At 68.5% G+C, this 21,082-nt stretch carries 22 protein-coding genes; 14 read left to right on the top strand and 8 right to left on the bottom strand.

The features are described from left to right. Positions 1-87: 87 nt before the first annotated feature. Positions 88-987, top strand: coding sequence for an ACT domain-containing protein (locus tag D6T64_RS20580; protein WP_233551473.1), 900 nt, complete (start codon positions 88-90; stop codon positions 985-987). Here the strand turns inward: D6T64_RS20580 and D6T64_RS20575 are convergent. After that, positions 984-2,423: a CynX/NimT family MFS transporter gene (locus D6T64_RS20575; RefSeq protein WP_119976562.1), complete on the bottom strand. Its 1,440-nt coding sequence runs from the start codon at positions 2,421-2,423 to the stop codon at positions 984-986. The genes D6T64_RS20580 and D6T64_RS20575 overlap by 4 nt on opposite strands. A 142-nt stretch (positions 2,424-2,565) precedes the next feature. On the opposite strand from D6T64_RS20575, the gene D6T64_RS20570 reads away from it, so the two are divergent. Continuing rightward, positions 2,566-2,985 (top strand): YchJ family protein, encoded by a 420-nt coding sequence (locus D6T64_RS20570; protein WP_119976561.1) that lies wholly within the window; start codon positions 2,566-2,568, stop codon positions 2,983-2,985. Positions 2,986-3,038: 53 nt separating this feature from the next. Here D6T64_RS20570 and D6T64_RS20565 read toward each other — a convergent pair whose 3' ends face one another. Continuing rightward, on the bottom strand, positions 3,039-3,416 hold the full coding sequence (locus D6T64_RS20565) for a hypothetical protein (RefSeq protein WP_119976560.1): 378 nt from the start codon (positions 3,414-3,416) through the stop codon (positions 3,039-3,041). Between the two features lie 225 nt (positions 3,417-3,641). Between D6T64_RS20565 and glgX the strand changes: the two genes are divergently transcribed. The 3 genes from glgX to treZ are packed head-to-tail and all read left to right on the top strand — an operon-like array spanning position 3,642 to position 10,191. Continuing rightward, on the top strand, positions 3,642-6,005 hold the full coding sequence (glgX, locus tag D6T64_RS20560; RefSeq protein WP_119976559.1) for a glycogen debranching protein GlgX: 2,364 nt from the start codon (positions 3,642-3,644) through the stop codon (positions 6,003-6,005). Then, positions 6,002-8,410, top strand: coding sequence for a malto-oligosyltrehalose synthase (gene treY, locus D6T64_RS20555; RefSeq protein WP_119976558.1), 2,409 nt, complete (start codon positions 6,002-6,004; stop codon positions 8,408-8,410). Before glgX ends, treY begins: the two co-directional genes overlap by 4 nt. Then, positions 8,410-10,191, top strand: a complete 1,782-nt coding sequence (treZ, locus tag D6T64_RS20550) for a malto-oligosyltrehalose trehalohydrolase (protein WP_119976557.1) — start codon at positions 8,410-8,412, stop codon at positions 10,189-10,191. The genes treY and treZ overlap by 1 nt, the downstream gene beginning before the upstream one ends. Before the next feature lie 49 nt (positions 10,192-10,240). On the opposite strand, the gene D6T64_RS20545 is transcribed toward treZ, so the two are convergent. Further along, positions 10,241-10,435: a hypothetical protein gene (locus tag D6T64_RS20545; protein WP_119976556.1), complete on the bottom strand. Its 195-nt coding sequence runs from the start codon at positions 10,433-10,435 to the stop codon at positions 10,241-10,243. Positions 10,436-10,566: 131 nt separating this feature from the next. On the opposite strand from D6T64_RS20545, the gene D6T64_RS20540 reads away from it, so the two are divergent. The 4 genes from D6T64_RS20540 to D6T64_RS20530 are packed head-to-tail and all read left to right on the top strand — an operon-like array spanning position 10,567 to position 11,770. Next, entirely contained in the window at positions 10,567-10,809 is a 243-nt protein-coding gene (locus D6T64_RS20540) for a hypothetical protein (RefSeq protein WP_119976555.1), read from the top strand. Beyond that, complete coding sequence (locus D6T64_RS20535; protein ID WP_119976554.1) at positions 10,806-11,339, top strand: hypothetical protein; 534 nt, start codon at positions 10,806-10,808, stop codon at positions 11,337-11,339. Before D6T64_RS20540 ends, D6T64_RS20535 begins: the two co-directional genes overlap by 4 nt. Positions 11,340-11,378: 39 nt before the next feature. Further along, positions 11,379-11,471 carry a VOC family protein gene (locus D6T64_RS23695; RefSeq protein ID WP_377010211.1) on the top strand — a complete coding sequence of 31 codons (93 nt, stop codon included), beginning with the start codon at positions 11,379-11,381 and terminating at the stop codon, positions 11,469-11,471. Between the two features lie 35 nt (positions 11,472-11,506). Next, entirely contained in the window at positions 11,507-11,770 is a 264-nt protein-coding gene (locus D6T64_RS20530) for a hypothetical protein (protein WP_119976553.1), read from the top strand. A gap of 1 nt (position 11,771) precedes the next feature. Here the strand turns inward: D6T64_RS20530 and D6T64_RS20525 are convergent, their stop codons facing one another. Further along, a complete protein-coding gene (locus tag D6T64_RS20525; protein WP_119976552.1) occupies positions 11,772-12,398 on the bottom strand; it encodes a dihydrofolate reductase family protein in 627 nt (208 codons plus the stop codon). A gap of 75 nt (positions 12,399-12,473) precedes the next feature. Here D6T64_RS20525 and D6T64_RS20520 point away from each other — a divergent pair, with 75 nt between their 5' ends. Further along, a complete protein-coding gene (locus D6T64_RS20520; RefSeq protein WP_119976551.1) occupies positions 12,474-12,917 on the top strand; it encodes a DoxX family protein in 444 nt (147 codons plus the stop codon). An 18-nt stretch (positions 12,918-12,935) separates the two neighbouring features. Here D6T64_RS20520 and D6T64_RS20515 read toward each other — a convergent pair whose 3' ends face one another. After that, the gene (locus D6T64_RS20515) at positions 12,936-15,764 is read right to left on the bottom strand and encodes an FAD-binding and (Fe-S)-binding domain-containing protein (RefSeq protein ID WP_119976550.1); all 2,829 of its coding nucleotides are present in this window, start codon (positions 15,762-15,764) and stop codon (positions 12,936-12,938) included. After that, entirely contained in the window at positions 15,764-17,518 is a 1,755-nt protein-coding gene (locus D6T64_RS20510; RefSeq protein WP_233551471.1) for an L-lactate permease, read from the bottom strand. Before D6T64_RS20510 ends, D6T64_RS20515 begins: the two co-directional genes overlap by 1 nt. 118 nt (positions 17,519-17,636) lie before the next feature. Here D6T64_RS20510 and D6T64_RS20505 point away from each other — a divergent pair, with 118 nt between their 5' ends. Next, positions 17,637-18,341, top strand: a complete 705-nt coding sequence (locus D6T64_RS20505; RefSeq protein WP_119976549.1) for a GntR family transcriptional regulator — start codon at positions 17,637-17,639, stop codon at positions 18,339-18,341. After that, positions 18,338-18,823: a hypothetical protein gene (locus D6T64_RS20500; protein WP_119976548.1), complete on the top strand. Its 486-nt coding sequence runs from the start codon at positions 18,338-18,340 to the stop codon at positions 18,821-18,823. The genes D6T64_RS20505 and D6T64_RS20500 overlap by 4 nt, the downstream gene beginning before the upstream one ends. 193 nt (positions 18,824-19,016) lie before the next feature. On the opposite strand, the gene D6T64_RS20495 is transcribed toward D6T64_RS20500, so the two are convergent. Then, positions 19,017-19,250: a hypothetical protein gene (locus D6T64_RS20495; RefSeq protein WP_147364631.1), complete on the bottom strand. Its 234-nt coding sequence runs from the start codon at positions 19,248-19,250 to the stop codon at positions 19,017-19,019. On the opposite strand from D6T64_RS20495, the gene D6T64_RS20490 reads away from it, so the two are divergent. After that, positions 19,234-19,629: a hypothetical protein gene (locus tag D6T64_RS20490; protein WP_147364630.1), complete on the top strand. Its 396-nt coding sequence runs from the start codon at positions 19,234-19,236 to the stop codon at positions 19,627-19,629. The genes D6T64_RS20495 and D6T64_RS20490 overlap by 17 nt on opposite strands. 53 nt (positions 19,630-19,682) lie before the next feature. Next, a complete protein-coding gene (locus D6T64_RS20485) occupies positions 19,683-20,432 on the top strand; it encodes an enoyl-CoA hydratase/isomerase family protein (RefSeq protein ID WP_119976545.1) in 750 nt (249 codons plus the stop codon). A 130-nt stretch (positions 20,433-20,562) separates the two neighbouring features. On the opposite strand, the gene D6T64_RS20480 is transcribed toward D6T64_RS20485, so the two are convergent. Next, the coding region (locus tag D6T64_RS20480; protein ID WP_147364629.1) for an HNH endonuclease signature motif containing protein at positions 20,563-21,082 on the bottom strand (520 nt) is incomplete at its 5' end.

The following is a 21,082-nucleotide window of genomic DNA, read 5'->3' as shown; positions in this document are numbered from 1 at the left end:
ACGCGGGTGTAACAGTGGCCACGCAGGATGAATGCATGACCCGGGGGAGCGCGTCGCGCAGCGACACAGACGACCAGAGCAGAATCCGTGGATCGGGCACGCCCGGGCACGGCCGACCTGCACTGCCACGAGTGCGGCCAACTGCCCGAGGTCTCCAAGACCCGGCTGACCGTGGCGAATGTGCTCACGGTGCTGCCGATCGAGATTCTCGTGCACGCCCTCGTCGTGGGCACGAGCATGCCGTACCTGGCCAAGGTGCTCACCCTGGCCGTGACGGCGACGGCGGTCGTGATCTGGGTCGCTGAGCCCTCCGCGCGGCGCCTGCTGCGACGCTGGCTGCACGCACCGGCGCTGCGCAGCCGCCGACGGGTGCACGCATCCGCTGCCCTCTGGCGGGTGCGCACCGTGCTGCCCGACGGCACCGGCACCCTGGAGCGCATCACGCACGGCTTCACCCGGCTCGACGCGAACATTCTGAGCATCCACGTGCACCGGGTCAGCGGCGGAGTTCTCGACGAGTTCATCCTGAGCGCGCCGGGAACCCTCACCGACGATGAGCTCGTCGCCGAGGTCGAGGCGTGGGGCGGCCGGGACACCCGGGTCTGGCCGACCTCGGCGGTGGCCCTCACCGATGGCCAGAGTCGTGCCCTGTCGCTGGCCACCCGGATCGCCCATGATCCCGACGATCTGGCCGCCACGGTCGCGGAACTGCTCTCGGCCGAACACCTCGACGAGGCCGCCGAGCGGATGCTGACCCCGGGCATCCGCCAGGACGGCACGTTGATCAAGATTCCGACCAGCTGGCACGGCCCGCTCTACTTTCTGCGGCCCGGCGACCCGTTCACGCCGGCCGAGGCCGGCCGGGCACACCGCCTCGCTGAACTGGCCGAGGTCGTCACACTCGGGCAGGCGCGCCGGCCGGCACCGCGACGAAAAGCGGATGAATTGACCAGAGTCGCCGAACAGCGGACGAATCGACCGGGTTAGGGCGCGCGCTTCGCTTTTCGCACCGGGTGCTCCTCGACGGTGTTCTCCTCGACAGTGTGCTCCTCGACCGTGTGCTCCTCGCCGACGAAGCGGTCGCGGCCGGCCCGGTAGCCGAAGAACGCCGCGAGCACCCCGATCACCAGGAACATCACGCCGGCCGCGGTGAAGGTGCCCGTCACCGCGTGCAGCTGCCCGACGAGCAGCGTGCCCGACGACCCCAGGCCGTAGCCCACGCCCTGCATCATGCCCGACAGGTGAGCGGCAGCGTGCGCGTCGCGCGTGCGCAGGATGATCATCGTCAAAGCGACCGCGGTCAGGCCGCCCTGCCCGAGGCCGAGCAGCCCGGTCCACACCCAGATCAGCTGCACCGACCCAGCGCTGCCCGACCCAGCGCCGCCCACCTCAATGCTGAGCGGCCCGAAAATGCTCAAGGCGAACCCGCCGCTGGCCATGAGCGCAAGCACGAGGTTGATGACCCGCTGGTCCGGCATTCGCACGGCCAGGGCGGGAGCGGCGAGCGACCCGGCCATCTGCAGCACGATCGACACCGACACGATCAGCCCGGCCGTTCCGCCGTCGATGCCGCGCTCGCGCAGAATCGGTGCGAGCCAGGCGAAGACGCTGAACGACATCATGGCCTGCAGCACCATGAAGATGGTGATCTGCCAGGCCGTCGAGGATTTCCAGACGCTCGGCCCATCGGCGACGGTCGCGCGCCGCACGTGCTTCTGCCGCACCGCGATCGGAGTCCACAGCAGCACCATCGCGCCGGCCGGAATCGTCCAGGCCAGCAGCGCGAACTGCCACGATCCGGTCGCATCGAACAGCGGATGCGTCAGCCCGGCCCCGAGCGCCGCCGAGGCACAGATCGACATCGTGTAGAGGCCGCTCATGAGTCCGAGCCGGTGGTGGAAGTTGCGCTTGACGAGTCCCGGCAGCAACACGTTGACGATCGCGATCGACGCGCCGCTCACCGCCGTGCCGATCAGCATCGCCGGCAGCAGGCCCAGACCTCGGGTCGCCAGTCCCAGCGTCAGCAACACCATCGCACCCAGAATCACACGCTCGGCACCGAACCGGCGAGCCAGCAGCGGAGCGACGGGCGCGAACAGGCCGAGCAACAGCACCGGCACCGAGGTCAGCAGCGTCACAACGAGTACCGACATGCCCGTATCGGCGCGAATCTCGGTGAGCACCGCGGCGAAGCTCGAGAACAGGGTGCGCAGGTTGAGGCCGATCAGCACGAGCAGCAGTCCGAGCACGAACAGGCCGCGCGCGCTGGCGATCAGGGTCGGGTCCGCCGCCGGCACCTCGTCGATCTCCGGATCGAGAATCTCGGGATCCACGAAAGCGTGGTGCTCGGGCGGGGGCGAGCCGGCGGGCCGAGGCGCGGAACGGGCGTGCGGCCCGGAAGCATCCGTGGAGTGGTCAGTCATGGTGTGCCTCGATTGTTGGGCGGCCCCGGAACGGCGTCGTCCGATTCCCTGAGGTTAGTGGACGGCCGCGACGCGCCGGAAACCGACCGTGTTCTGCTCGAGCTTGACGGCAATCGTGTTTTCGGCGCGTCGGCGACCGATAATGGATGCTGTGAGTGTTCTTGAATCTGCGGCCGCACGGCCGGTGCGGTGCCCCTGCCTGAGTGGCGAAACGTATGGCGGCTGCTGCGGTCGGCTGCACGCCGGCGAGCTCCGAGCCCCGACCGCTGAGACCCTGATGCGGGCCCGGTACTCGGCGTTCGCGAGGGGGGAGCCGCACTACCTGCTGAGCACGTGGCATCCGTCGACCCGGCCGGCGACCCTCGACCTGGATCGTGAGCTGCAGTGGGTGCGCCTCGACGTGCACCGCACCGTGCGGGGCGGGCTGCTCGACACGATGGGCGTGGTCGAGTTCACCGCGCACTTTCGCCTGCATGGCCGTCGGCATGAGCAGCACGAGGCCAGCCGTTTCGTGAAGGAGAACCGGCACTGGTTCTACGTGGGCGAGCTCGACGAGCTGTGATAGCCGCGCAGGGCTGTGCCGCTCGATAGCCGGGCTGCGTTAGCCGGGCTGCGTTAGCCGGGCAGGAAGGTCGCGCTGAGCAGCGCCAGGTAGACCACGACGAAGACCGCCGGGGTGCCGACCCGCACGACATTGATCCAGGGAGCGGATGCCACGATGCGGCGGCTGATCGCGCTGGGCGCGCCGATCATGCGCAGGTCGTCGATGACGGCGAGTGCCTCGTTGGCGGCGGAAATCTGCACGATCGCACCGAGCACGCCCGAGGCGAGCAGGATGCCGGCGGCGCCGATTTTCACGCCGAGGTCGGCGGAATCCAGCCCGAGGGCCAGAAAACCGACCAGGGCCGTGAGCAGGAACGTCGGGGCGATCTGCGACACGATGACGTGCCAGCGGGCCTTGATCCAGAGGGTGATCAGGTCGGTTTCAGTCATCGGGGCTCCCGCCGGTCGTGCCGCGTCGTACGCGCGTCGTTCCATTGTGGCCGATACCGGGGTCAGACCGAAGCCTGAGGGTGCACTGGGTGCGCGACATGCTCGCCTGACCGGCACCCGGATGTGGCCGGGGACAAGGTAGCGTGAACCAGTGGGTGCGGCGGCCAGTGGTCGCGGGCACCTGCGTCCCGATCTCTCTGATGTCCGCTTCCCCCGAGGAGTCTCATGGAAACCTGGCCCGGAACCGCCTACCCGCTCGGAGCAACCTACGACGGCAGTGGCACCAACTTCGCTCTCTTCAGTGAGGCGGCGGAGCGTGTTGAGCTCTGCCTGTTCGATGACGACGGGGTCGAAACCCGGGTCGAGGTGCGGGAATCCGCGGCCTTCATCTGGCACTGCTACCTGCCGCTCGTGCAGCCCGGGCAGCGGTACGGCTATCGAGTGCACGCGGAGTATGCCCCCGGAGCGGGCCAGCGGGCGAACTCCAACAAGCTGCTGCTCGACCCGTATGCCAAGGCGACCTGCGGCACCATCGACTGGGACCCGTCGCTGTTCTCGTACAACTTCGGCGACCCCGAGTCCCGAAACGACGACGACTCCGCCCCGCACATGATGCTCGGCGTCGTCGTTAACCCGTTCTTCGACTGGGCCGGTGACCGGCCGCTGCGCACCCCCTACAGCGAGTCCCTCATCTACGAGGCCCACGTCAAGGGGCTCACCCAGCTGCAGACCGAGGTGCCGGAATCCCAGCGGGGTACGTATGCCGGGGTAGCGCATCCGTCGGTCATCGACCACCTGCAGAAGCTCGGTGTCACCGCGATCGAGCTGATGCCGGTGCACCAGTTCGTGAACGAGGGCACCCTGCAGGACCAGGGCCTGAACAACTACTGGGGTTACAACACCATCGGGTTCTTCGCCCCGCACAACGCCTACTCCTCGACCGGCGACCTCGGCCAGCAGGTGCAGGAGTTCAAGGGCATGGTGCGCAGCATGCACGACGCCGGCATCGAAGTGATCCTCGACGTGGTCTACAACCACACCGCGGAGGGCAACCACCTCGGCCCCACCATTTCGTTCAAGGGCATCGACAACGAGGCGTACTACCGCCTGATGGACGATGACAAGCGCTATTACATGGACTACACCGGCACCGGCAACACCCTCAACGTGCGGCACCCGCACGTGCTGCAGCTGATCATGGACTCGCTGCGCTACTGGGTGCTCGAGATGCACGTCGACGGGTTCCGCTTCGACCTGGCGAGCGCCCTCGCCCGTGACCTGTACGACGTCGACAAGCTCTCCACCTTCTTCGAACTCGTGCAGCAGGACCCGATCGTCAGCCAGGTCAAGCTCATCGCCGAGCCCTGGGACGTGGGCCCCGGCGGCTACCAGGTGGGCAACTTTCCCTCGCAGTGGTCGGAGTGGAACGGCAAATACCGCGACACCGTGCGCGATTTCTGGCGCGGCGAACCCTCGACCCTCGGCGAATTCGCCTCCCGCGTCGCCGGGTCGGCCGACCTCTACGAACACTCCGGCCGCCGCCCGATGGCGTCGATCAACTTCATCACCGCGCACGACGGCTTCACGATCGCCGACCTCGTCTCGTACAACGAGAAGCACAACGACGCCAACGGAGAGAACAACCAGGACGGCGAATCCAACAACAGGTCCTGGAACTCCGGAGCCGAAGGGCCCACCGACGATGCCGCCGTGCGCAGCCTGCGTGCCCGCCAGCAACGCAACTTCATCGCGACCCTGCTGCTCAGCCAGGGCGTGCCGATGCTGCTGCACGGCGACGAACTCGGACGCACCCAGCAGGGCAACAACAACACCTATGCGCAGGACAGCGAGCTGAGCTGGATCCATTGGGATGAAGCGGATGTCCCGCTCATCGAATTCACGGCGGCCGTGTCACGCCTGCGCAAGGAACACCCCACGTTTCGGCGCAGCCGCTTCTTCGACGGCCACCCCGGCCGCCGGGTGGAGGGCGCGTCGCTGCCCGACATCGTCTGGCTGAGCCCCGACGGCGACGAGATGAAGAGCGAGGACTGGGACGAGAGCCTCGCCCGCACGGTCGCCAAGTTCCTCAACGGCCAGGGGATCCGCGAACGCGACTCACGCGGCAAGAACGTCACCGACGTCAACTTTCTGCTCTGCTTCAACGCTGACCCGGAAGACGTCGAATTCACCCTGCCACCCCGGCAGTACGCCCTCGCCTGGGAGATCGTCGTCGACACCGCCGGCGAGGGTGCGGACTCCATTCCCCGCCCCGCGGGGGCGATCCACACCGTCTCGGCGCGCTCGCTCGTCGTGCTGCGGGCCTACCAGCCGCCGGAGACACTGCCCGACCACTCCGTGGCCGCGTCGCTCGCCGGGCTGTCGGGCCCGGTCGTTCCGCTGACGCCCGATATCGAGCTGGAACCCGACCTGCTCGGCGAGACCACCCCCGCTCCCGAAAAGTCGACGGATGCCGTACCTGCCGCGTCGCCGGAGGAGGAGGGCAAGCCGAAGTCGAAGCCGCGGTCCAGGGCCAAGGCCAAGCCGAAGACGGATCCGGCGAAGCCGCAGGCCGAGGGCGCCGGCGAATGAGGATACCGGCCTCGACCTATCGACTGCAGATCACCGCGGACTTCGATCTGGATGCCGCGGCCGGGGTGCTCGACTACGTCACCGACCTCGGCGCGGACTGGATCTACCTGTCCCCGCTGCTCATGGCCGAACCGGGGTCGCAGCACGGCTACGACGTCGTCGACCACGGCAGCGTCGACCCGGCCCGCGGCGGACCGGACGCCTTGGTGCGGCTCGCGGAGGCGGCGACGGCGGCCGGCCGCGGAATCCTGATCGACATCGTGCCCAACCATATGGGCGTCGCCACTCCGCGGGCGAACGCGTGGTGGTGGGACCTGTTGGCCCACGGTGAGGGGTCCCGCTACGCCGAGGCCTTCGACGTGGACTGGGCTGCCGGCGACGGCAAGGTCCTGATTCCCGTGCTCGGCGACGATTCGGACGGCGCCACCGAGCTCGACCGGCTCGAGGTCGTTGGCGACGAGCTGCGCTACTACGACAACGCGTATCCGCTGGCGCCGGGCAGCGCCGATGACGGGGCATCCGCTCGCGTCGTGCACGACCGGCAGCACTACCGGCTGATGGGCTGGCGCCTCGCCGACACCGATCTGAATTACCGCCGATTCTTCGGCGTCAACGGCCTCGCCGGGATTCGGGTGGAGGTGCCGTGGGTCTTCGCCGAATCGCACGCCGAGATCGTGCGCTGGATGCAGGACGGGCTCGCCCAGGGGCTGCGCGTCGACCACCCCGATGGCCTCGCCGATCCCGGCGGGTACCTCGACCTGCTGCGCGACGCGGCGAGCACCGTCGACCCGGACGGAGATCTCGTCGAGCCGTGGGTCCTGGTCGAGAAGATCCTTGACGGTCGGGAGCAACTGCCCACGCACTGGTCGACGGCCGGCACGAGCGGCTACGACGCCCTCGGTGACGTCGACCGGGTGCTCGTCGACCCGGCCGGCCAGGGCCCGCTCGATTCCCTCGAGGCCCGCCTGCACGATCCGGCCGCGGCGACGCCGACGCCGGTGTCCTGGACGGTGATGGTGCACGAGCGCAAACGTGCGATCACCGACGGCATCCTGCGTTCCGAGGTGCTGCGACTGGCCCGTCTCGTGGCCGAGTCCGATGCCGACGCCGACCCGGCCGCCGACGAGCTCGACGCCGACGCGATCGCCGAACTGCTCGCCTGTTTTCCGGTCTACCGGTCGTACCTGCCGCTCGGCGCCGAGCAACTTGAGCTCGCCGCGACGCGCGCCCGCACCCACCGCCCCGACCTGTCGGAGCAGATCGACCGGCTGCTGCCCGTGCTGAGCGACCCGGGGCATCCGGCCGCCGTGCGCTTTCAGCAGACCTCGGGCATGGTCATGGCCAAGGGCGTCGAAGACAACGCCTACTACCGGTTCAGTCGGCTGACCTCGCTCAACGAGGTCGGCGCGGACCCGGACGAGTTCGCCGTCGACGTGGCCGAGTTCCACCGCCGGCAACAGCTGCGCCAGGCCGCGCTGCCCGCCTCGATGACGACCCTGTCGACCCACGACACCAAGCGCGGCGAAGACGTGCGCGCCCGCATCTCGGTGCTCGCCGAGATTCCTGAGGAGTGGCAGGCGACCCTGGGCCGGCTGCGCGCCGCAGCGCCGCTCGGTGATGGCCCCTTCGAAAACCTGCTCTGGCAGGCGATCGTGGGATCCTGGCCGGCCAGCCCCGAACGGCTGCGCGATTACGCCCTCAAAGCCGCCCGCGAGGCCGGCACCTCCACGCACTGGACCGACACCAACGAGCCCTTCGAGCAGGCACTGCGGGATCTCGTGGCCGGCCTCGACGACGGCGTCACCGGCGCGCACGTCGAGGCCTTCGTCGACCGGGTGAAGCAGGCCGGCTGGTCGAACTCGCTCTCGGCCAAGCTGCTGCAGCTCACCGCCCCGGGCGTGCCCGACGTCTACCAGGGCAGCGAACTCTGGGAGACCTCCCTGGTCGACCCCGACAACCGTCGCCCGGTCGACTACGCCGCACGCCGCGCCCTGCTCGACAACATCGACGACGGATGGCTCCCCCCGATCGATCCGACCGGTGCCGCCAAGCTGCTGGTCACCTCTGAAGCACTGCGCCTGCGCCGGGACGAACCCGAACGTTTCACTCGCTACGCCCCGGTCGCCGCGTTCGGCGCGGCCGCCGCCCACGTGATCGCCTTCGAACGCGGCGCCGCGATCACCGTCGCGACCCGGCTGCCGCTCGGGCTCGCGGCCGCCGGCGGCTGGGGCGACACGACCCTGCTGCTGGCCGGCCGCGAGTACCTCGATGTGCTGACCGGCTCGCACGTGACCGGGGGAGCGACCTCGGTCGCCGACCTGCTCGAGCGGTACCCGGTGGCGCTTCTGATTCCGAACGACCTGCCCGCCGACGAAACCGTGCTGCCCAATGAGAGTGAGTCCTGATGAGCCGAGCCCCTGAAATCTGGGCGCCCACCGCGTCGACCGTCGAACTGGTGCTCGTGGGTGGGTCGCAGGCGATGGTGCGGCGAGCGGATGGCTGGTGGGAGGCATCCGTCGACAGCACCGATCACGGCGCCGAACCGGGCGCCGCGATCGACTACGGCTTTCGGATCGATGGCAACGGCCCGTTCCCTGACCCGCGGTCGCGCTGGCAGCCGCAGGGCGTGCACGAGTTCAGCCGCACCTTCAACCCGGCCGAGTATGCCTGGGGCGACGGAGCCTGGGAGGGCCGCCCGCTCGCCGGCGGCATCATTTACGAGCTGCACCTCGGCACCTTCACGCCCGAAGGCACCCTCGACGCCGCCACCGGCCGCCTCGAGCACCTCAAGTCCATCGGCGTCGACTTCGTCGAACTGCTGCCGGTGAACGCGTTCAACGGCACGCACAACTGGGGCTACGACGGGGTGCTCTGGTACGCCGTGCACGAGGGCTACGGCGGCCCCGCCGCCTACCAGCGCTTCGTCGACGCCTGCCACCAGGCCGGGCTCGGCGTCATCCAGGACGTCGTCTACAACCACCTCGGGCCGAGCGGCAACTACCTGCCGCAGTACGGGCCGTACCTCAGCGAACAGGCCGGAAATACCTGGGGCTCCTCCCTCAACCTCGACGGTCCCGACTCCGACCCGGTGCGCCGGTACATCATCGACAACGCGCTGATGTGGCTCGGCGACTACCACGTCGACGGTCTGCGCCTCGATGCCGTTCACGCCCTGCGCGACAGCCGCGCGCTGCACCTGCTCGAAGAACTCGCCGCCGAGGTCGATGTTCTGAGTGAGTCTCTCGCCCGGCCGCTGACCCTGATCGCCGAGTCCGACCTGAACGACCCGCGCCTGATCACCCCGCGCGATGCCAACGGCTACGGGCTCGCCGCCCAGTGGAGCGACGACTTCCACCACGCCGTACACGTCGCCCTGACCGGGGAAGTGAGCGGCTACTACGCCGACTTCGAACCGCTCAGCGCGCTCGTGAAGGTGCTCGACCAGGGCTTCTTCCACGACGGCAGCTATTCCAGCTTTCGGCGTCGCAGCCACGGCCGCCCGCTCGACAGCGATACCGTGCCTACCTGGCGGCTCGTCGTCGCCTCACAGAACCATGACCAGATTGGCAACAGGGCGATCGGCGACCGGCTCACGGCGCAGCTGGATGCCGGCCAGCTCGGCATCGCCGCCGCCCTTACCCTGCTCGGCCCCTACACGCCGATGCTGTTCATGGGGGAGGAGTGGGGAGCGACCACGCCCTGGCAGTTCTTCACCTCGCATCCCGAGCCCGAGCTCGGACAGGCCACCGCCGAGGGCCGCATGAGGGAATTCGCCGAGATGGGCTGGGACCCGGCCGTGGTGCCCGACCCGCAGGACCCCGAGACGTTCACGAGGTCGAAGCTCGACTGGACCGAGCTCGGCCAGCCCGAGCACGAACGACTGCTGATGTTGTATCGCGACCTGGCCCGCCTACGCCGCGACCACCCCGACCTCACGAGCCCCTACTTCGACGACATCGACGTGGAGTTCGATGCGGATGCCCGCTGGCTGTGCCTCAAGCGCGGCGACACCGAGGTGCTGGTCAACTTCTCGGCGACCCCGAAGGCGCTGCCGGCCGGGGACGGTGCGGTGCTGCTGGCGTTCGCGACCGTGCCGGCCGCGATCATCCGTCGTCAGCCCGGATCGATCGTGCTCGCGCCGCACGCCTTCGCGGTGCTCGCCGCCCCGCTCGTCGACCCGAAGTAGCCCCCGCGGGCCCGCCGAGGCGTCAGCTCGGTTGCCCACGCCCCCGAATTCAGCGGGTCGGGCGGCGGTTGTAGGCGGTCAGGCCGCCCATGGGAACGACGATGAGGCCGACCGCGATCAGCAGGGGCAGCCAGTCCCCGAGGACCACGCTCACCCAGATACCGAGGCCGAGCAGGAAAGCGCTGTAGAAGATCGCGAAGCGAAAGATGATGCGGTTGGACTTGTCGATCGGGGGCGTGGCCATGCTTCCACGGTAGAGGATGCCGCGCCCCTGCGGTAATTCCGAGACTTTCGGAATGGCGCCGTAGACCCTACAGCGGGCATGAGCGTCAAGGTTGCCTTGACGGTTTCCAAATGTCAATGTAGCCTTGACACATGAATACAGTCACAAAAATTCGTACCGTCCGCCGTGTGCTTCTCATCCTTGTCGCCGGTGGCATCTGCCTTCTGGTCTACGCGTTGTTCATCGGCTGGGGGCTGGCCAGCGTGATCGCGGGCGTTGCCGGTTCGATCGCACTGGTTGTCGGCCTGATTGGTCTCATCGTGTTCGCGATCCAGAAGTTCACGGCCGCCTCGCGCGGGGGCTCGTGGCGCCCGGCGGACGACGACGAACGATGATCGGGCAAGCGGATGTTCTGCTGTCGGTGCAGTTGTCGCAGCTGGCGGCCGAGAGGGGGGTGACGACCGCGGAGGCGACCCCATCGCCCGAGGTACTGTTGCACTCCGTTACCGTTTTCGGCGACCTGGCGCGGGTTGCGGGCGATCTGCAATCGCAGGCCGTCGCCGCCGCCCAGGAGTCGGGACTGAGCTGGGCAAAGATCGGCAGTGCCTTGGGCACTTCCCGTCAGGCCGCCCAGCAACGCTTCGACAGCCGTCGCAGCACCCCGGTTGCCGAGACCGAAGCGACGCGCATCCTGGGCCCCGTGTCGCGCGCCGAGGAAATCGACCAGATCAATGCCGCCGGGCGTCAGGGCTGGAAATTGGCGCGGTCGCTGCACGGCGAGCATGTTCTCGAACGCAGCGAGGGATGCTGGGAGGCGCTGCGGGTCTCCGTGCTGTCGCCACGCGCGTTGCCGTCGGCCGCCGAAGGGTGGGAAGCGGCCTCCACTCGCTTCCCGGACTGCTTCTATGTGCGCCGACTCAGCTAAAATCGCAGAATCCCGTCGTCACGGAAAGCGGGTGCGACCATGGCGTGTCGTATCAGCGAACTCGTACTCGAGTGCCGCGATCCCGAGGGCAACGAGTTCTGCCTGCTCAGCCCGCGCCTGGGACTGCTCTGACCGCTCCGCAGCCCGGGCCGCAATAGTATTGCTACATGAATGCATCCGAAGACCAGACCAGTGTCGAAAACTCGAGTGTCGACGACATGCCCGAGTCAGGCATTCACGTGAAACGTGACGGCATATTCAAAATCGCCGGAGCGATCGCATTGATCGCCTATAACGTGTTCTTCCTGGGCTGGCCGACGGAGTGGTGGGAATACATCACCAGCATGGTCCTGCTTGTTCTCGTCGTCATGTTGACGGTTCAGGGAATTCGCCAGCTCACCAGGGCAGGCGCCGAAGCCCGGACTGTGTAGGTCAGAGCAGGTCGGAGACGCCCGTGTAGGTGGCGCTCTCGGGCAGCCCGACATAGTCGTAGAGCTGGATCACCATCCCACCGGGAGTCGTGTCGGCGCTGACCAGGCGCAGCCCCGCCGGCGCGCCACCGACGGGAAAGAGGCGGCGTCCCTGCCCGACGACGACCGGGGCGACGACGAGCCGGACCTGGTCGATGAGGCCCGCCGCGAGCAGGGATTGCGCCAGCCGGGAGCTGCCGTGAATCTGAAGTTCCCGACCGGGGCGCTGCTTGAGCGCGGCGACCTGGGCTTCGATGTGGCCGGACAGTACCGTGGTCGGCTTCCAGGAACCGTCCGTGAGGGTGTGCGTGGCGACGTACTTGGGCAGGCTGTTCATCAGCACGGTGAAGGGATCGTTCGGGTCCGTGATCTCGGGCCAGTCCCGCGCGAAGGCCTCGTAGGTGCGCCGTCCGAACAGCAGGGCGTCGGCCTGGCCCAGCCACTTCGCGGTCAGGCCGATCAGCACGTCGTCCATGTGGGGCACGAACCAGCCGCCCTGGGTGAATCCGTCGCTGGTGTCTTCCTCGGGCGATCCCGGTCCCTGCGACACGCCATCGAGGGTGACGAACTCGGTCAGTACTAGTTTCATGACTTCTCCTGCGCTCGCGACGGCTCTGGGGCGGTCAGGCAAGCTTATGCAGCCGGCACACTGCAGACTGGTCTCATGGCACAAAACACCGCTTCGACCCGGCCGCGCCGGGCATCCGTCGTTCAACACCTTGGGCGGATGCTGCTGGGCGCGTTCCTGCTGGCGGCCGGCGTCAGCCACCTGACCGTGAACCGCACGGCATTTCTCGCTCAGGTTCCCGAGTGGCTGCCGCTGCCGGGCGATTTCGTGGTCGTCGCCTCGGGAATCGTGGAGATCGTGCTGGGCCTCGCGCTGCTGGTGCTGTGGCGCTATCGGGTGCCGGTCGGCTGGCTCGTGGCCGCGTTCTTCGTGGCGATCTTTCCGGGCAACGTGTCGCAGTTCGTGACCGAAACGGATTCGTTCGGGCTTGATTCACAGCTGACCCGGGGCATCCGCCTGCTGTTCCAGCCGCTGCTCGTGCTGTGGGCGCTGTGGTCGACCGGCGCCTGGACGGCCTGGCGCGCTCGCCGACGCACCTGACCGGGCCCTCAGCGGACCCTAACGAGTGGGCCGGGTCACGTCGGCGAGCAGCTCGAGCACGTGCCGGTACGGCTCCTCGGTCGCGCGGGTCATGCCGAGTTCGCAGGTGCGGTTGCACGAGGCGTGGGCGGATGCCCCCAGCGCCACGACCTCCGCCGCCTGTGCCCGGGTGGCCGATTCCGTGAGTTCCGGGTGCAGCATGCCCCGATCCCCGGCGAAGCCGCAGCATCCCCAGTTCTCGGGCACGTCGACACGGTCGGCGACCGCGGCGGCGACACTGTCGAGCGCGCCGTTGATGCCCATCCGGGTCGACGAACAGGTTGGGTGCAGCGCGAGCGACTCGAGCTTCGTGTACTGGGGGAGAGAGGGCAGGATGTGCGTCGCAGCGAACTCCACGGCGTCCATCACCGTCAGCCGCACGTCACTCTGATCGCTCTCGATGGTCTGGCGCAGCCCCTCGGTGCACGAGGAGGCGTCGCAGATGATCGTGAGCCGGCCGCCATCCGTCGCCTCGTGCAGCGCCGCGAGGGTGCGGGCCCGCATCATGGCCTGGCCTTTCGCCATGCCCTTGGACGCCCACGGCGTGCCGCAGCACAGGCTGTCGATCGTCGGCGGCACGAGCAGGGTCACGCCGGCGCGCGTGCAGAGCTCCTCGAAGCTGACCTGCACGCCAGGCGTCGCCTGATCCGCCGCCCCGAACATGGTGCTCACGCAGGCCGGGAAATAGACGACGGATGCCGCTCCCACCGGCTCGGGCCGCGTGCGGGACACGCCTCCCGCCGGCAGCTCACCCGAGTAGAGGGGAACCGTGTCGGCGCCGAGCACGGCCCGGGCGAGCACGTTCGGAGCGTGCACCACGGGCGTCGGAACCTTCTGCACCACCGTGAGGGCGAGGCCGGCGCCGCGCGTGACGGTGCTCCAGTTCTTTGCGGCCACGTTCCAGACCGCGTTCGCGACCGGGCCCGCATCTTTTTTGCGCAGGCTCTTCACGAGCAGGCCGGTGTCGATCTGCACTGGGCAGGCCGTCTGGCACATGCCGTCGACGGCGCAGGTCTGCACGGCGTTGTAGTCGTAATCCTTGGTGAGCTCGGCGGCGAGGCCGGTGTCGCCGTCGAGGCGGGCCTGCTCGATCGCCCGCAGGGTGACGATGCGCTGCCGTGGGGTCAGGGTGATCTCTCGGCTCGGGCAGACCGGTTCGCAGTAGCCACACGACACACAGCGGTCGACCTCGTCGGCCACGGCCGGTGTGGACTTGATGTCGCGCAGGTGAACCTCGGCGTCGTCGTTCATCAGCACGCCGGGGTTGAGCATGCCGACCGGGTCACAGAGCAGTTTGATCTGGCGCATCACGTCGTAGAGCTCGTCGCCGTACTGGCGGCGCACGTAGGGGGCCATCACGCGACCGGTGCCGTGTTCGGCTTTGAGCGAGCCGCCCTCGCCGAGCACGAGCTCGACCATGTCCTCGGTGAAGTCGCGGTAGCGGTCGAGGGACTCCGCGCCGGCGAAGCCGTCGGTGAGCATGAAGTGGATGTTGCCGTCTTTCGCGTGCCCGAAGATCACGCTGTCGCGGTACTGGTATCGGTCGAACAGGCTGATCAGCTCGATGCAGGTGCGGCCGAGCGCCGGCACCGGCACGACGACGTCTTCGAGCAGCGCGGTCGTGCCCTGCGGCCGAGCACCGGCGACGGCCGCGTAGAGGCCCTTGCGCAGGTGCCACATCTGCGCGCGCGCCGCGGCGTCGCTGCTGAACGCGGCCGGGCTTGACAGCCCGAGGCCGGCGGCGAGGGTCACGCCCGTGCCCTGCAGTTCGGCGAGGCGCTCGGCGCTGTCGGCGTGGTATTCCACGAGCAGCGTGGCGTGGTCGACCACGGCGAGGTCGCGAATGATCGGCGGCGCGTCGGGCAGGCTCTGCCCGACCTTGAGCGAGAGGGCGTCCATCAGCTCGAGGGTCGCTGCACCCGTCTCGACAAGCGCGGGCAGGGCCGCGTTGGCCGCCTCGAGGTCGTCGAAGACCATCAGGCTCGTCGTCACGTGGGCAAGCTTGGGGATGGTGCGGAACACGGCCTCGGCGACGAAGCCGAGGGTGCCCTCGCTGCCGACGATCAGGTGCGCGAGAATATCGACCGGTCGGTCGTAGTCGAGCAGCGCGTTAACGCCGTAACCCATGGTGTTCTTCATCGAGAATTGGCGCTCGATGGTGGCGACGGATGCCGCATTGCCGCGCACCCGCCTGGCCAGGCGCAACAGGCCCTCGTGCAGGGCCGGTTCGAGCGCGCGCAGCCGGGCATCGGCATCCGCTTCACCGGTGTTGATGACCGTGCCGCTCGGCAGCACGAGCGTCAATGATTCGAGGGTGCGGTAGGTGTTGTCGGTGGTGCCGCAGGCCATGCCCGAGGAGTTGTTGGCGATGACGCCGCCGATGGTGCAGGCTGATTCGCTCGCCGGGTCGGGCCCGAACTTGCGGCCGTAGCGGGCGAGCCGGTTGTTGAGGGCGCGCACGGTGACGCCGGGCTGCACTCGCACCCGGGCGCCGCCGTCGAGCACCTCGATCTTCGTGAAGTTGCGGCGGGTGTCGACGAGCACGCCGTCCGTCAGCGCCTGCCCGCTGAGGCTCGTGCCGCCGGAGCGGAAGGTGAGGGGGACACCCTGCGCGGCGCTCGAGCGCAGCAGCCGGCCGACCTCGCTCGCGTCCTGCGCCACGACGACCGCCTGCGGAATCAGCAGGAAGTGCGAGGCGTCGTGCGCGTTCGCGTACCGGTCGATTGCCCGGGTCTTGACCTGGGTCGGGTCGGCGACGGCCGTGCGCAGCGAGTCGAGCAATGCGGGCCGCGTCAGGGTGTCGGTCATTACGGAACCATCCAGCCCAGCACGGGAGTGGACTGCAGCACGATCAGCACGGTGATCAGCACCAGCAGGCTGAGACTCCAGCCGATCAGTTTGCGGAACAGGGTGCTCTCTTCGCCGGCCATGCCGACCGCCGCAGCGGCCACGGCCAGGTTTTGCACGCTGAGCATCTTGCCGAGCACGCCGGCGGAGGAGTTCGCGGCGGCCATCAGCGTCGGCGACAGGCCGGTCTCGGTCGCGGCCGAGACCTGCAGCTGGCCGAACAGCGAGTTCGACGAGGTATCGGAGCCGGTCAGCGCGACGCCGAGCCAGCCGATGACGGGGGAGAGCACGGCGAAGAACACGCCGGTCGTCGCGAGGGCAACACCGAGCGAGTTGGTCTGGCCGGAGAGGTTCATGACGAACGAGAGGCTGAGCACGCTCGTGACGGTGACGATCGTCCAGCGCAGCTGCACGAGCGTCTGCCAGTAGGTGGCGAGGCCCTGGCGAATCGACATCCGGTACAGGGCCATGGTGACGATTCCGGAGAGCATCAACAGGGTGCCGGTGGCCTTGATGTGGTCCAGCTTGAAGGTCTGCGCAGGAACCGGGTCGCCGGCGGAGTTGACAACGTCGAGCCCCGGCCACGGGAAGGTGACGCTGCCGACCGTGCTGAGCCAGGCCTTGATCGCCGGAATCTGCGCCACCGAGAAGATGGCCATGATGATCAGGTACGGGGCGACGGACATGAAGACCTGGCCCGCCGGCGGGCGGGCGGTCTTCTCGAGCACGGCGGTCGTGCCGGTCTCAGGTGCCGGAGCGGCGGGCGCGGTGCCGGTGTGCCCCGCCAGAACGGGCGCGGAGCCGCCCGTTCCGGGAGCGCCGGCCGACAGGTCGTCGCTGGATTCGACATCCGTCACGCCGATGATTTCGCGGGGCTGCCAGAACTTGAGCATGATCAGCACGGCGGCGACGGTGGCGACCGCGGCGACCACGTCGGTGAGCTCGACGGCGAAGAAGTTGGCGGTGACGAACTGGGAAAGGCCGAAGACGAAGCCGGCGACGAGGGCGACGGGCCAGGTCTGCTTCAGGCCGCGCTTGCCATCGACCATGAAGACGAGAATCAGGGGCACGAGAATGGCGATGAACGGCGTCTGGCGGCCGGCCATCTGCGAGAGCTCCTGCACCGGGATGCCCGTCACGCCGTTGAGGGCGATGATCGGGGCGGCCATGGCGCCGAAAGCGACCGGGGCCGTGTTGGCCAGTAGCGAGACGAGCGCGGATTTCAGCGGCTTCATTCCCGCCGCCATCAGCATCGCCGCCGAAATGGCGACCGGGGCACCGAAGCCGGCGAGCGACTCGAGCAGCGCGCCGAAGCAGAACGCGATGAGAATCGCGAGAATACGCAGGTCGTTTGTGATCGAGCGGATGGTGCGGCCCAGCACCTCGAACCACGGCGTCGCCACCGTGAGCTTGTAGATCCACAGCGCGTTGACCAGGATCCAGAGGATCGGAAACAGGCCGTAGAACGCGCCGGCCGCCGCGGCGCTGAGAGCCTGGCCGACGGGCATCTGCCAGCCGACGATCGCGAGCACGATCGAGAGCAGGAGGCTGGCGAGGGCGGCCTTGTGGGCCTTGACGCGGAAGACGCCGAGCAGCACGAACAGCAGCACGAGGGGGAGGGCGGCGCAGATGGCCGAGAGGATCAGATTCCCGAAGATGGGATCCGTGACTTGCGGAAAGAGTTCCGTGACGGGCTGAACGATGATGGTCTCCACACTGAGAACGCGTCACCGTGCGTGACGTCCTGAATATTGTCTAACAAGTGTGCAGGTAAGTCAACAAACCCGGCTTCTCAACAACACAAGATGTCTGGTCTGGCAAGATGGTCGTACTATGACTCCTTCGAGCATCCCCGTCACGGCCACCTCGATCGTGGACGCGATCGCGGCCGACCTGCGCACGCGGATGTTCTCGGGCGAGCTCACCGCCGACATGCCGCTCACTGAGACCGACATGGCCACGGCATACAACGTCGCGCGGCCAACGGTGAAGGCCGCCATCGAACGCCTCGTCGCCGAGGGCCTGCTCGTGCGTGGCCTGCATAAGACCGCTCGGGTGGCCGCCCTCGGCCCGGCCGCCGTCAGCGACATCTATCACTCGCGCGCCTATCTCGAGAGTGAAATTCTGCGCCGGCTGGCGCTTATGCGCCTCGTGCCCGCGGAAGCCGTCGCCGCCAATGCCGAGATCGGCCGCCTGTCCGAGGGCACGCCGACCGACCTGATCGAGCCGGACATCCGTTTTCACCTCAGCCTGATCGACGCGGTCGGCAGCGACCGTATGAGCAAGATGTACCGCTCCCTGATGAGCGAGGTGCGCCTCTGCATGAACCGGGTGCAGTCGTTGGGCCTGCTCGCCCCCGGGCTGATCCATGCCGAGCACGAGCAGATTCTCAGGCTCATCGCTGCAGGCAAGGGCGATGCCGCCGCCGCGCTGCTCGACGACCATCTCGGCCGCGCCCGGGAACGCCTGATCAAGGCCCTCGGCGGCGAGGCCGGCCCGCAGGCCGATGCTCCGACCGATCTGCTGGCCCGCCCGTGACACACCTCAGCTCCGACACCACCGCAGCCCTGCAACGCTTGCTGGCTCTCAGCGACGACGACGCGGCCCAGCCGCTCGAGGTGTTGCGTAGCATCCGCCTGGTGCAGAGCGCTCTCGAGACGGATGCCGCCACCCTCGCGAGCGTGCGGGCCGCGGTCGCCGCCGGGGCCAGCTGGGAGGAGGTGGCCGACGCGGCCGGCCTCAAAGCCGCCGCAGCCCGTTGGCGCTGGCTCGGCACCGACGCGGAGATTGCCGCGAGACTCGCCGCGGGTCGCAAGCGCAGCGCCCGGCCCAGCTCGGTGCCTACCGACCTGCCCGGCCTATCGGTCGCCGAAGCTGCGGTGCAACTCGGCGTCACCGCATCGGCCATCTACCTGCAGGTGAGCCGCGGCACCCTGGAAAGCCGCGAGGTCACGCTGCCCGACGGGCGCACCTACAAGCGGGTGTTCCCCCGGTCGACGGGGGCGGATGATCCTTCCTGAGACAGATCCTCAGGTCGCCGCCCTAAAATGGGGCTCACCACGGCTGGCGCGGTCAGCGTGACCCCAGCGTGACCCCAGCGCATACACTGGATGCCCGCAACACACAGAGGACGACGGAGCGAGACATGACTGAGAATCCCCCCACCACCCCCCTGCGCACCCCCGACGAGTCCCCGTCCTGGGCGGCGGACAGTCAGCTGACCGAGGTCATCCAGCCCGTGACCGCGCGGACGACAAGCAGCACGGCACCTTCGAGCGCGGCACCTTCGAGCAAGGCACCTTCGAACACGGTGGCATCCAGCCCGTCGGCTTCCAGCGTCTCGGCCCCGAGTACGCCGGCGTCACCCGCCGCGAGCGCCCCCGCCTCGACCTTCGCGCCGGCTCCGTTGCCCGCCCCGGAACCGCACCCCGTGGCATCTGCGGTCAAGGACGCCCCACCGCAGCGCATCGCGCTCGTGGTCGTGGTGGGCATGTCGTTGCTCGCGATCGCCTTCATCATTCTGATTTTGGTGAATCCGACGAGTGAGGCCATCAACGCCCTCGCCGTGATCGCTGCACCGATCGCGGCCATGGTCGCCGCCTACTACGGCATCACGCTCAGCATCCAGCAGGTCAAGAACGAGCGCGCCGAGAAGGAGAAGGCCCTTGCCCGCGCCGAGGTCGCCGAGGCGACCAGCCGTGAGACCGAGGTCTGGAGCGCTCAGATGGAGTCCGGCCTGCGCGTCGCGATGGCCAAGCTGAACGCCGCCGGGGTCAGCACCTCCGAGGTCACCAAGGCCGCCGGCACCCCGGCCGACTTCTTCTAAGCGCTCGCCTTCGACAGCGACTTCTTCCACACCGACTGCCCCGGGCGCGACGGATGCCGGACTCCTTGTCAACCCTGATCGTCACCCGGCAGGGTGACCGGCTTCACGTGCAGCTGAACCGCCCGGCGGTGCGCAACGCGATCGACCAGGCCATGGTCGACGAGCTGCATCGGGTGTGCGCCGAGCTCGAGGCCATGCCGCGCATCCTGGTTCTCTCGGGCAGCCACGGCGTGTTCGCCTCGGGCGCCGACATCGCCGAACTGCGTGAGCGGCACGGAGCGGACGCCCTCGCGGGCATCAATTCCGGCCTCTTCGCCCGCATCGCGGCACTGCCGATGCCGGTGATCGCAGCGATCGACGGCTGGGCCCTCGGCGGAGGCGCCGAACTGGCCTACGCGGCCGACTTTCGCATCGCCTCCGAGACCGCGCGCATCGGAAACCCCGAAACCTCGCTCGGCATCATCCCGGCAGCTGGCGCCCTATGGCGCCTCGCCCAACTCGTCGGCGAACCGGTCGCCAAGGAGATCATCTTCGCCGGACGCATCCTGACGGCGGCGGAAGCACTCGCGGTGCACCTCGTCACCGAAGTCCACGGCGCCGCGCAGTTGCTCGACGCGGCGAACGCCCTCGCTGACCGTATCGCCGCGCAGGACCCCCTGGCCACCCAGCTGGCCAAGAAGGTCTTTCACTCTCCACTCGCCGCGCATCCCCAGATCGACAACGAAGCCCAAGCCGTGCTCTTCGAATCCCCGGCCAAATTCGAGCGCATGGCCGCTTTTCTCAGCCGCGCCAAATCGACCTAGGCCAAGGTCCAGCTATCCGGCCAGGGGGCCCTCACGCAGGGTGTGGGCCTTCACGCACGGCCTTCACACAGGGCAGGGCCTTCACACAGGGGGGCCTTCACGCCGGTAGCGCCTTCACGTTCGGGTCGGGCTAGAACGGAATGACCTCGTCTTTCGCGAGGGGTGGTTGGGTCCAGAGTTCGGCGGGGGTGAGGTGTCGTGGTTCGAGGGCTTTCAACTCGGCCTTGATCTGTTTTTTGGTTTTTTTGATCGGTCTGAGGTCGGGTGGGCTCATGCGGGGTTCGGGGAAGGTGGGGTAGTGGCGGCCGGCGGGGCTGGTCCAGTGCAGGATGCCTTTCTGGTCTTGGCTGACTTCCCATCCGGTCTCGTGCTTGAGTCGGTGCGAGTAGCGGCAGAGCAGCGCGAGGTTTTGCAGGTTGGTTTCGCCGCCGAGGGCCCAGTCGTGGGTGTGGTCGACGTCGTCGTGCCCGGCCGGGCGGGTGCAGCCCGGGGCGCGGCAGCCCTGGTCACGAATCTCCACCGCCTTGCGTAATCCGGCAGGTACTTTGTAACGGTCGCGGCCCACCGACAGCACGACGCCGGTTTCGGGGTGCACGAGCAGCCGGGTGAACCCGGTCGCCGTGCCCGCCAAACGCCGCGCGGTCTCCGGG

This window comes from Cryobacterium melibiosiphilum (genome assembly GCF_003602235.1).
GTDB classification, from domain to species: domain Bacteria; phylum Actinomycetota; class Actinomycetes; order Actinomycetales; family Microbacteriaceae; genus Cryobacterium; species Cryobacterium melibiosiphilum.
Note: the sequence above shows the minus strand (reverse complement) of the source record. Positions and strands in the feature narration are given on the sequence as shown.

What these genes read in the sequence shown, in the direction of transcription:
- treY (WP_119976558.1), top strand. Translation starts at nt 6,002, where the DNA reads ATGAGGATACCGGCCTCGACCTATCGACTGCAGATCACCGCGGACTTC.
- D6T64_RS20505 (WP_119976549.1), top strand. Translation starts at nt 17,637, where the DNA reads ATGACTCCTTCGAGCATCCCCGTCACGGCCACCTCGATCGTGGACGCG.
- D6T64_RS20515 (WP_119976550.1), bottom strand. Translation starts at nt 15,764, where the DNA reads ATGACCGACACCCTGACGCGGCCCGCATTGCTCGACTCGCTGCGCACG.
- D6T64_RS20530 (WP_119976553.1), top strand. Translation starts at nt 11,507, where the DNA reads ATGAATGCATCCGAAGACCAGACCAGTGTCGAAAACTCGAGTGTCGAC.
- D6T64_RS20570 (WP_119976561.1), top strand. Translation starts at nt 2,566, where the DNA reads ATGGATGCTGTGAGTGTTCTTGAATCTGCGGCCGCACGGCCGGTGCGG.
- treZ (WP_119976557.1), top strand. Translation starts at nt 8,410, where the DNA reads ATGAGCCGAGCCCCTGAAATCTGGGCGCCCACCGCGTCGACCGTCGAA.
- D6T64_RS20545 (WP_119976556.1), bottom strand. Translation starts at nt 10,435, where the DNA reads ATGGCCACGCCCCCGATCGACAAGTCCAACCGCATCATCTTTCGCTTC.
- D6T64_RS20535 (WP_119976554.1), top strand. Translation starts at nt 10,806, where the DNA reads ATGATCGGGCAAGCGGATGTTCTGCTGTCGGTGCAGTTGTCGCAGCTG.
- D6T64_RS20520 (WP_119976551.1), top strand. Translation starts at nt 12,474, where the DNA reads ATGGCACAAAACACCGCTTCGACCCGGCCGCGCCGGGCATCCGTCGTT.
- D6T64_RS20565 (WP_119976560.1), bottom strand. Translation starts at nt 3,416, where the DNA reads ATGACTGAAACCGACCTGATCACCCTCTGGATCAAGGCCCGCTGGCAC.
- D6T64_RS20485 (WP_119976545.1), top strand. Translation starts at nt 19,683, where the DNA reads ATGCCGGACTCCTTGTCAACCCTGATCGTCACCCGGCAGGGTGACCGG.
- glgX (WP_119976559.1), top strand. Translation starts at nt 3,642, where the DNA reads ATGGAAACCTGGCCCGGAACCGCCTACCCGCTCGGAGCAACCTACGAC.
- D6T64_RS20575 (WP_119976562.1), bottom strand. Translation starts at nt 2,423, where the DNA reads ATGACTGACCACTCCACGGATGCTTCCGGGCCGCACGCCCGTTCCGCG.
- D6T64_RS20540 (WP_119976555.1), top strand. Translation starts at nt 10,567, where the DNA reads ATGAATACAGTCACAAAAATTCGTACCGTCCGCCGTGTGCTTCTCATC.
- D6T64_RS20525 (WP_119976552.1), bottom strand. Translation starts at nt 12,398, where the DNA reads ATGAAACTAGTACTGACCGAGTTCGTCACCCTCGATGGCGTGTCGCAG.
- D6T64_RS23695 (WP_377010211.1), top strand. Translation starts at nt 11,379, where the DNA reads ATGGCGTGTCGTATCAGCGAACTCGTACTCGAGTGCCGCGATCCCGAG.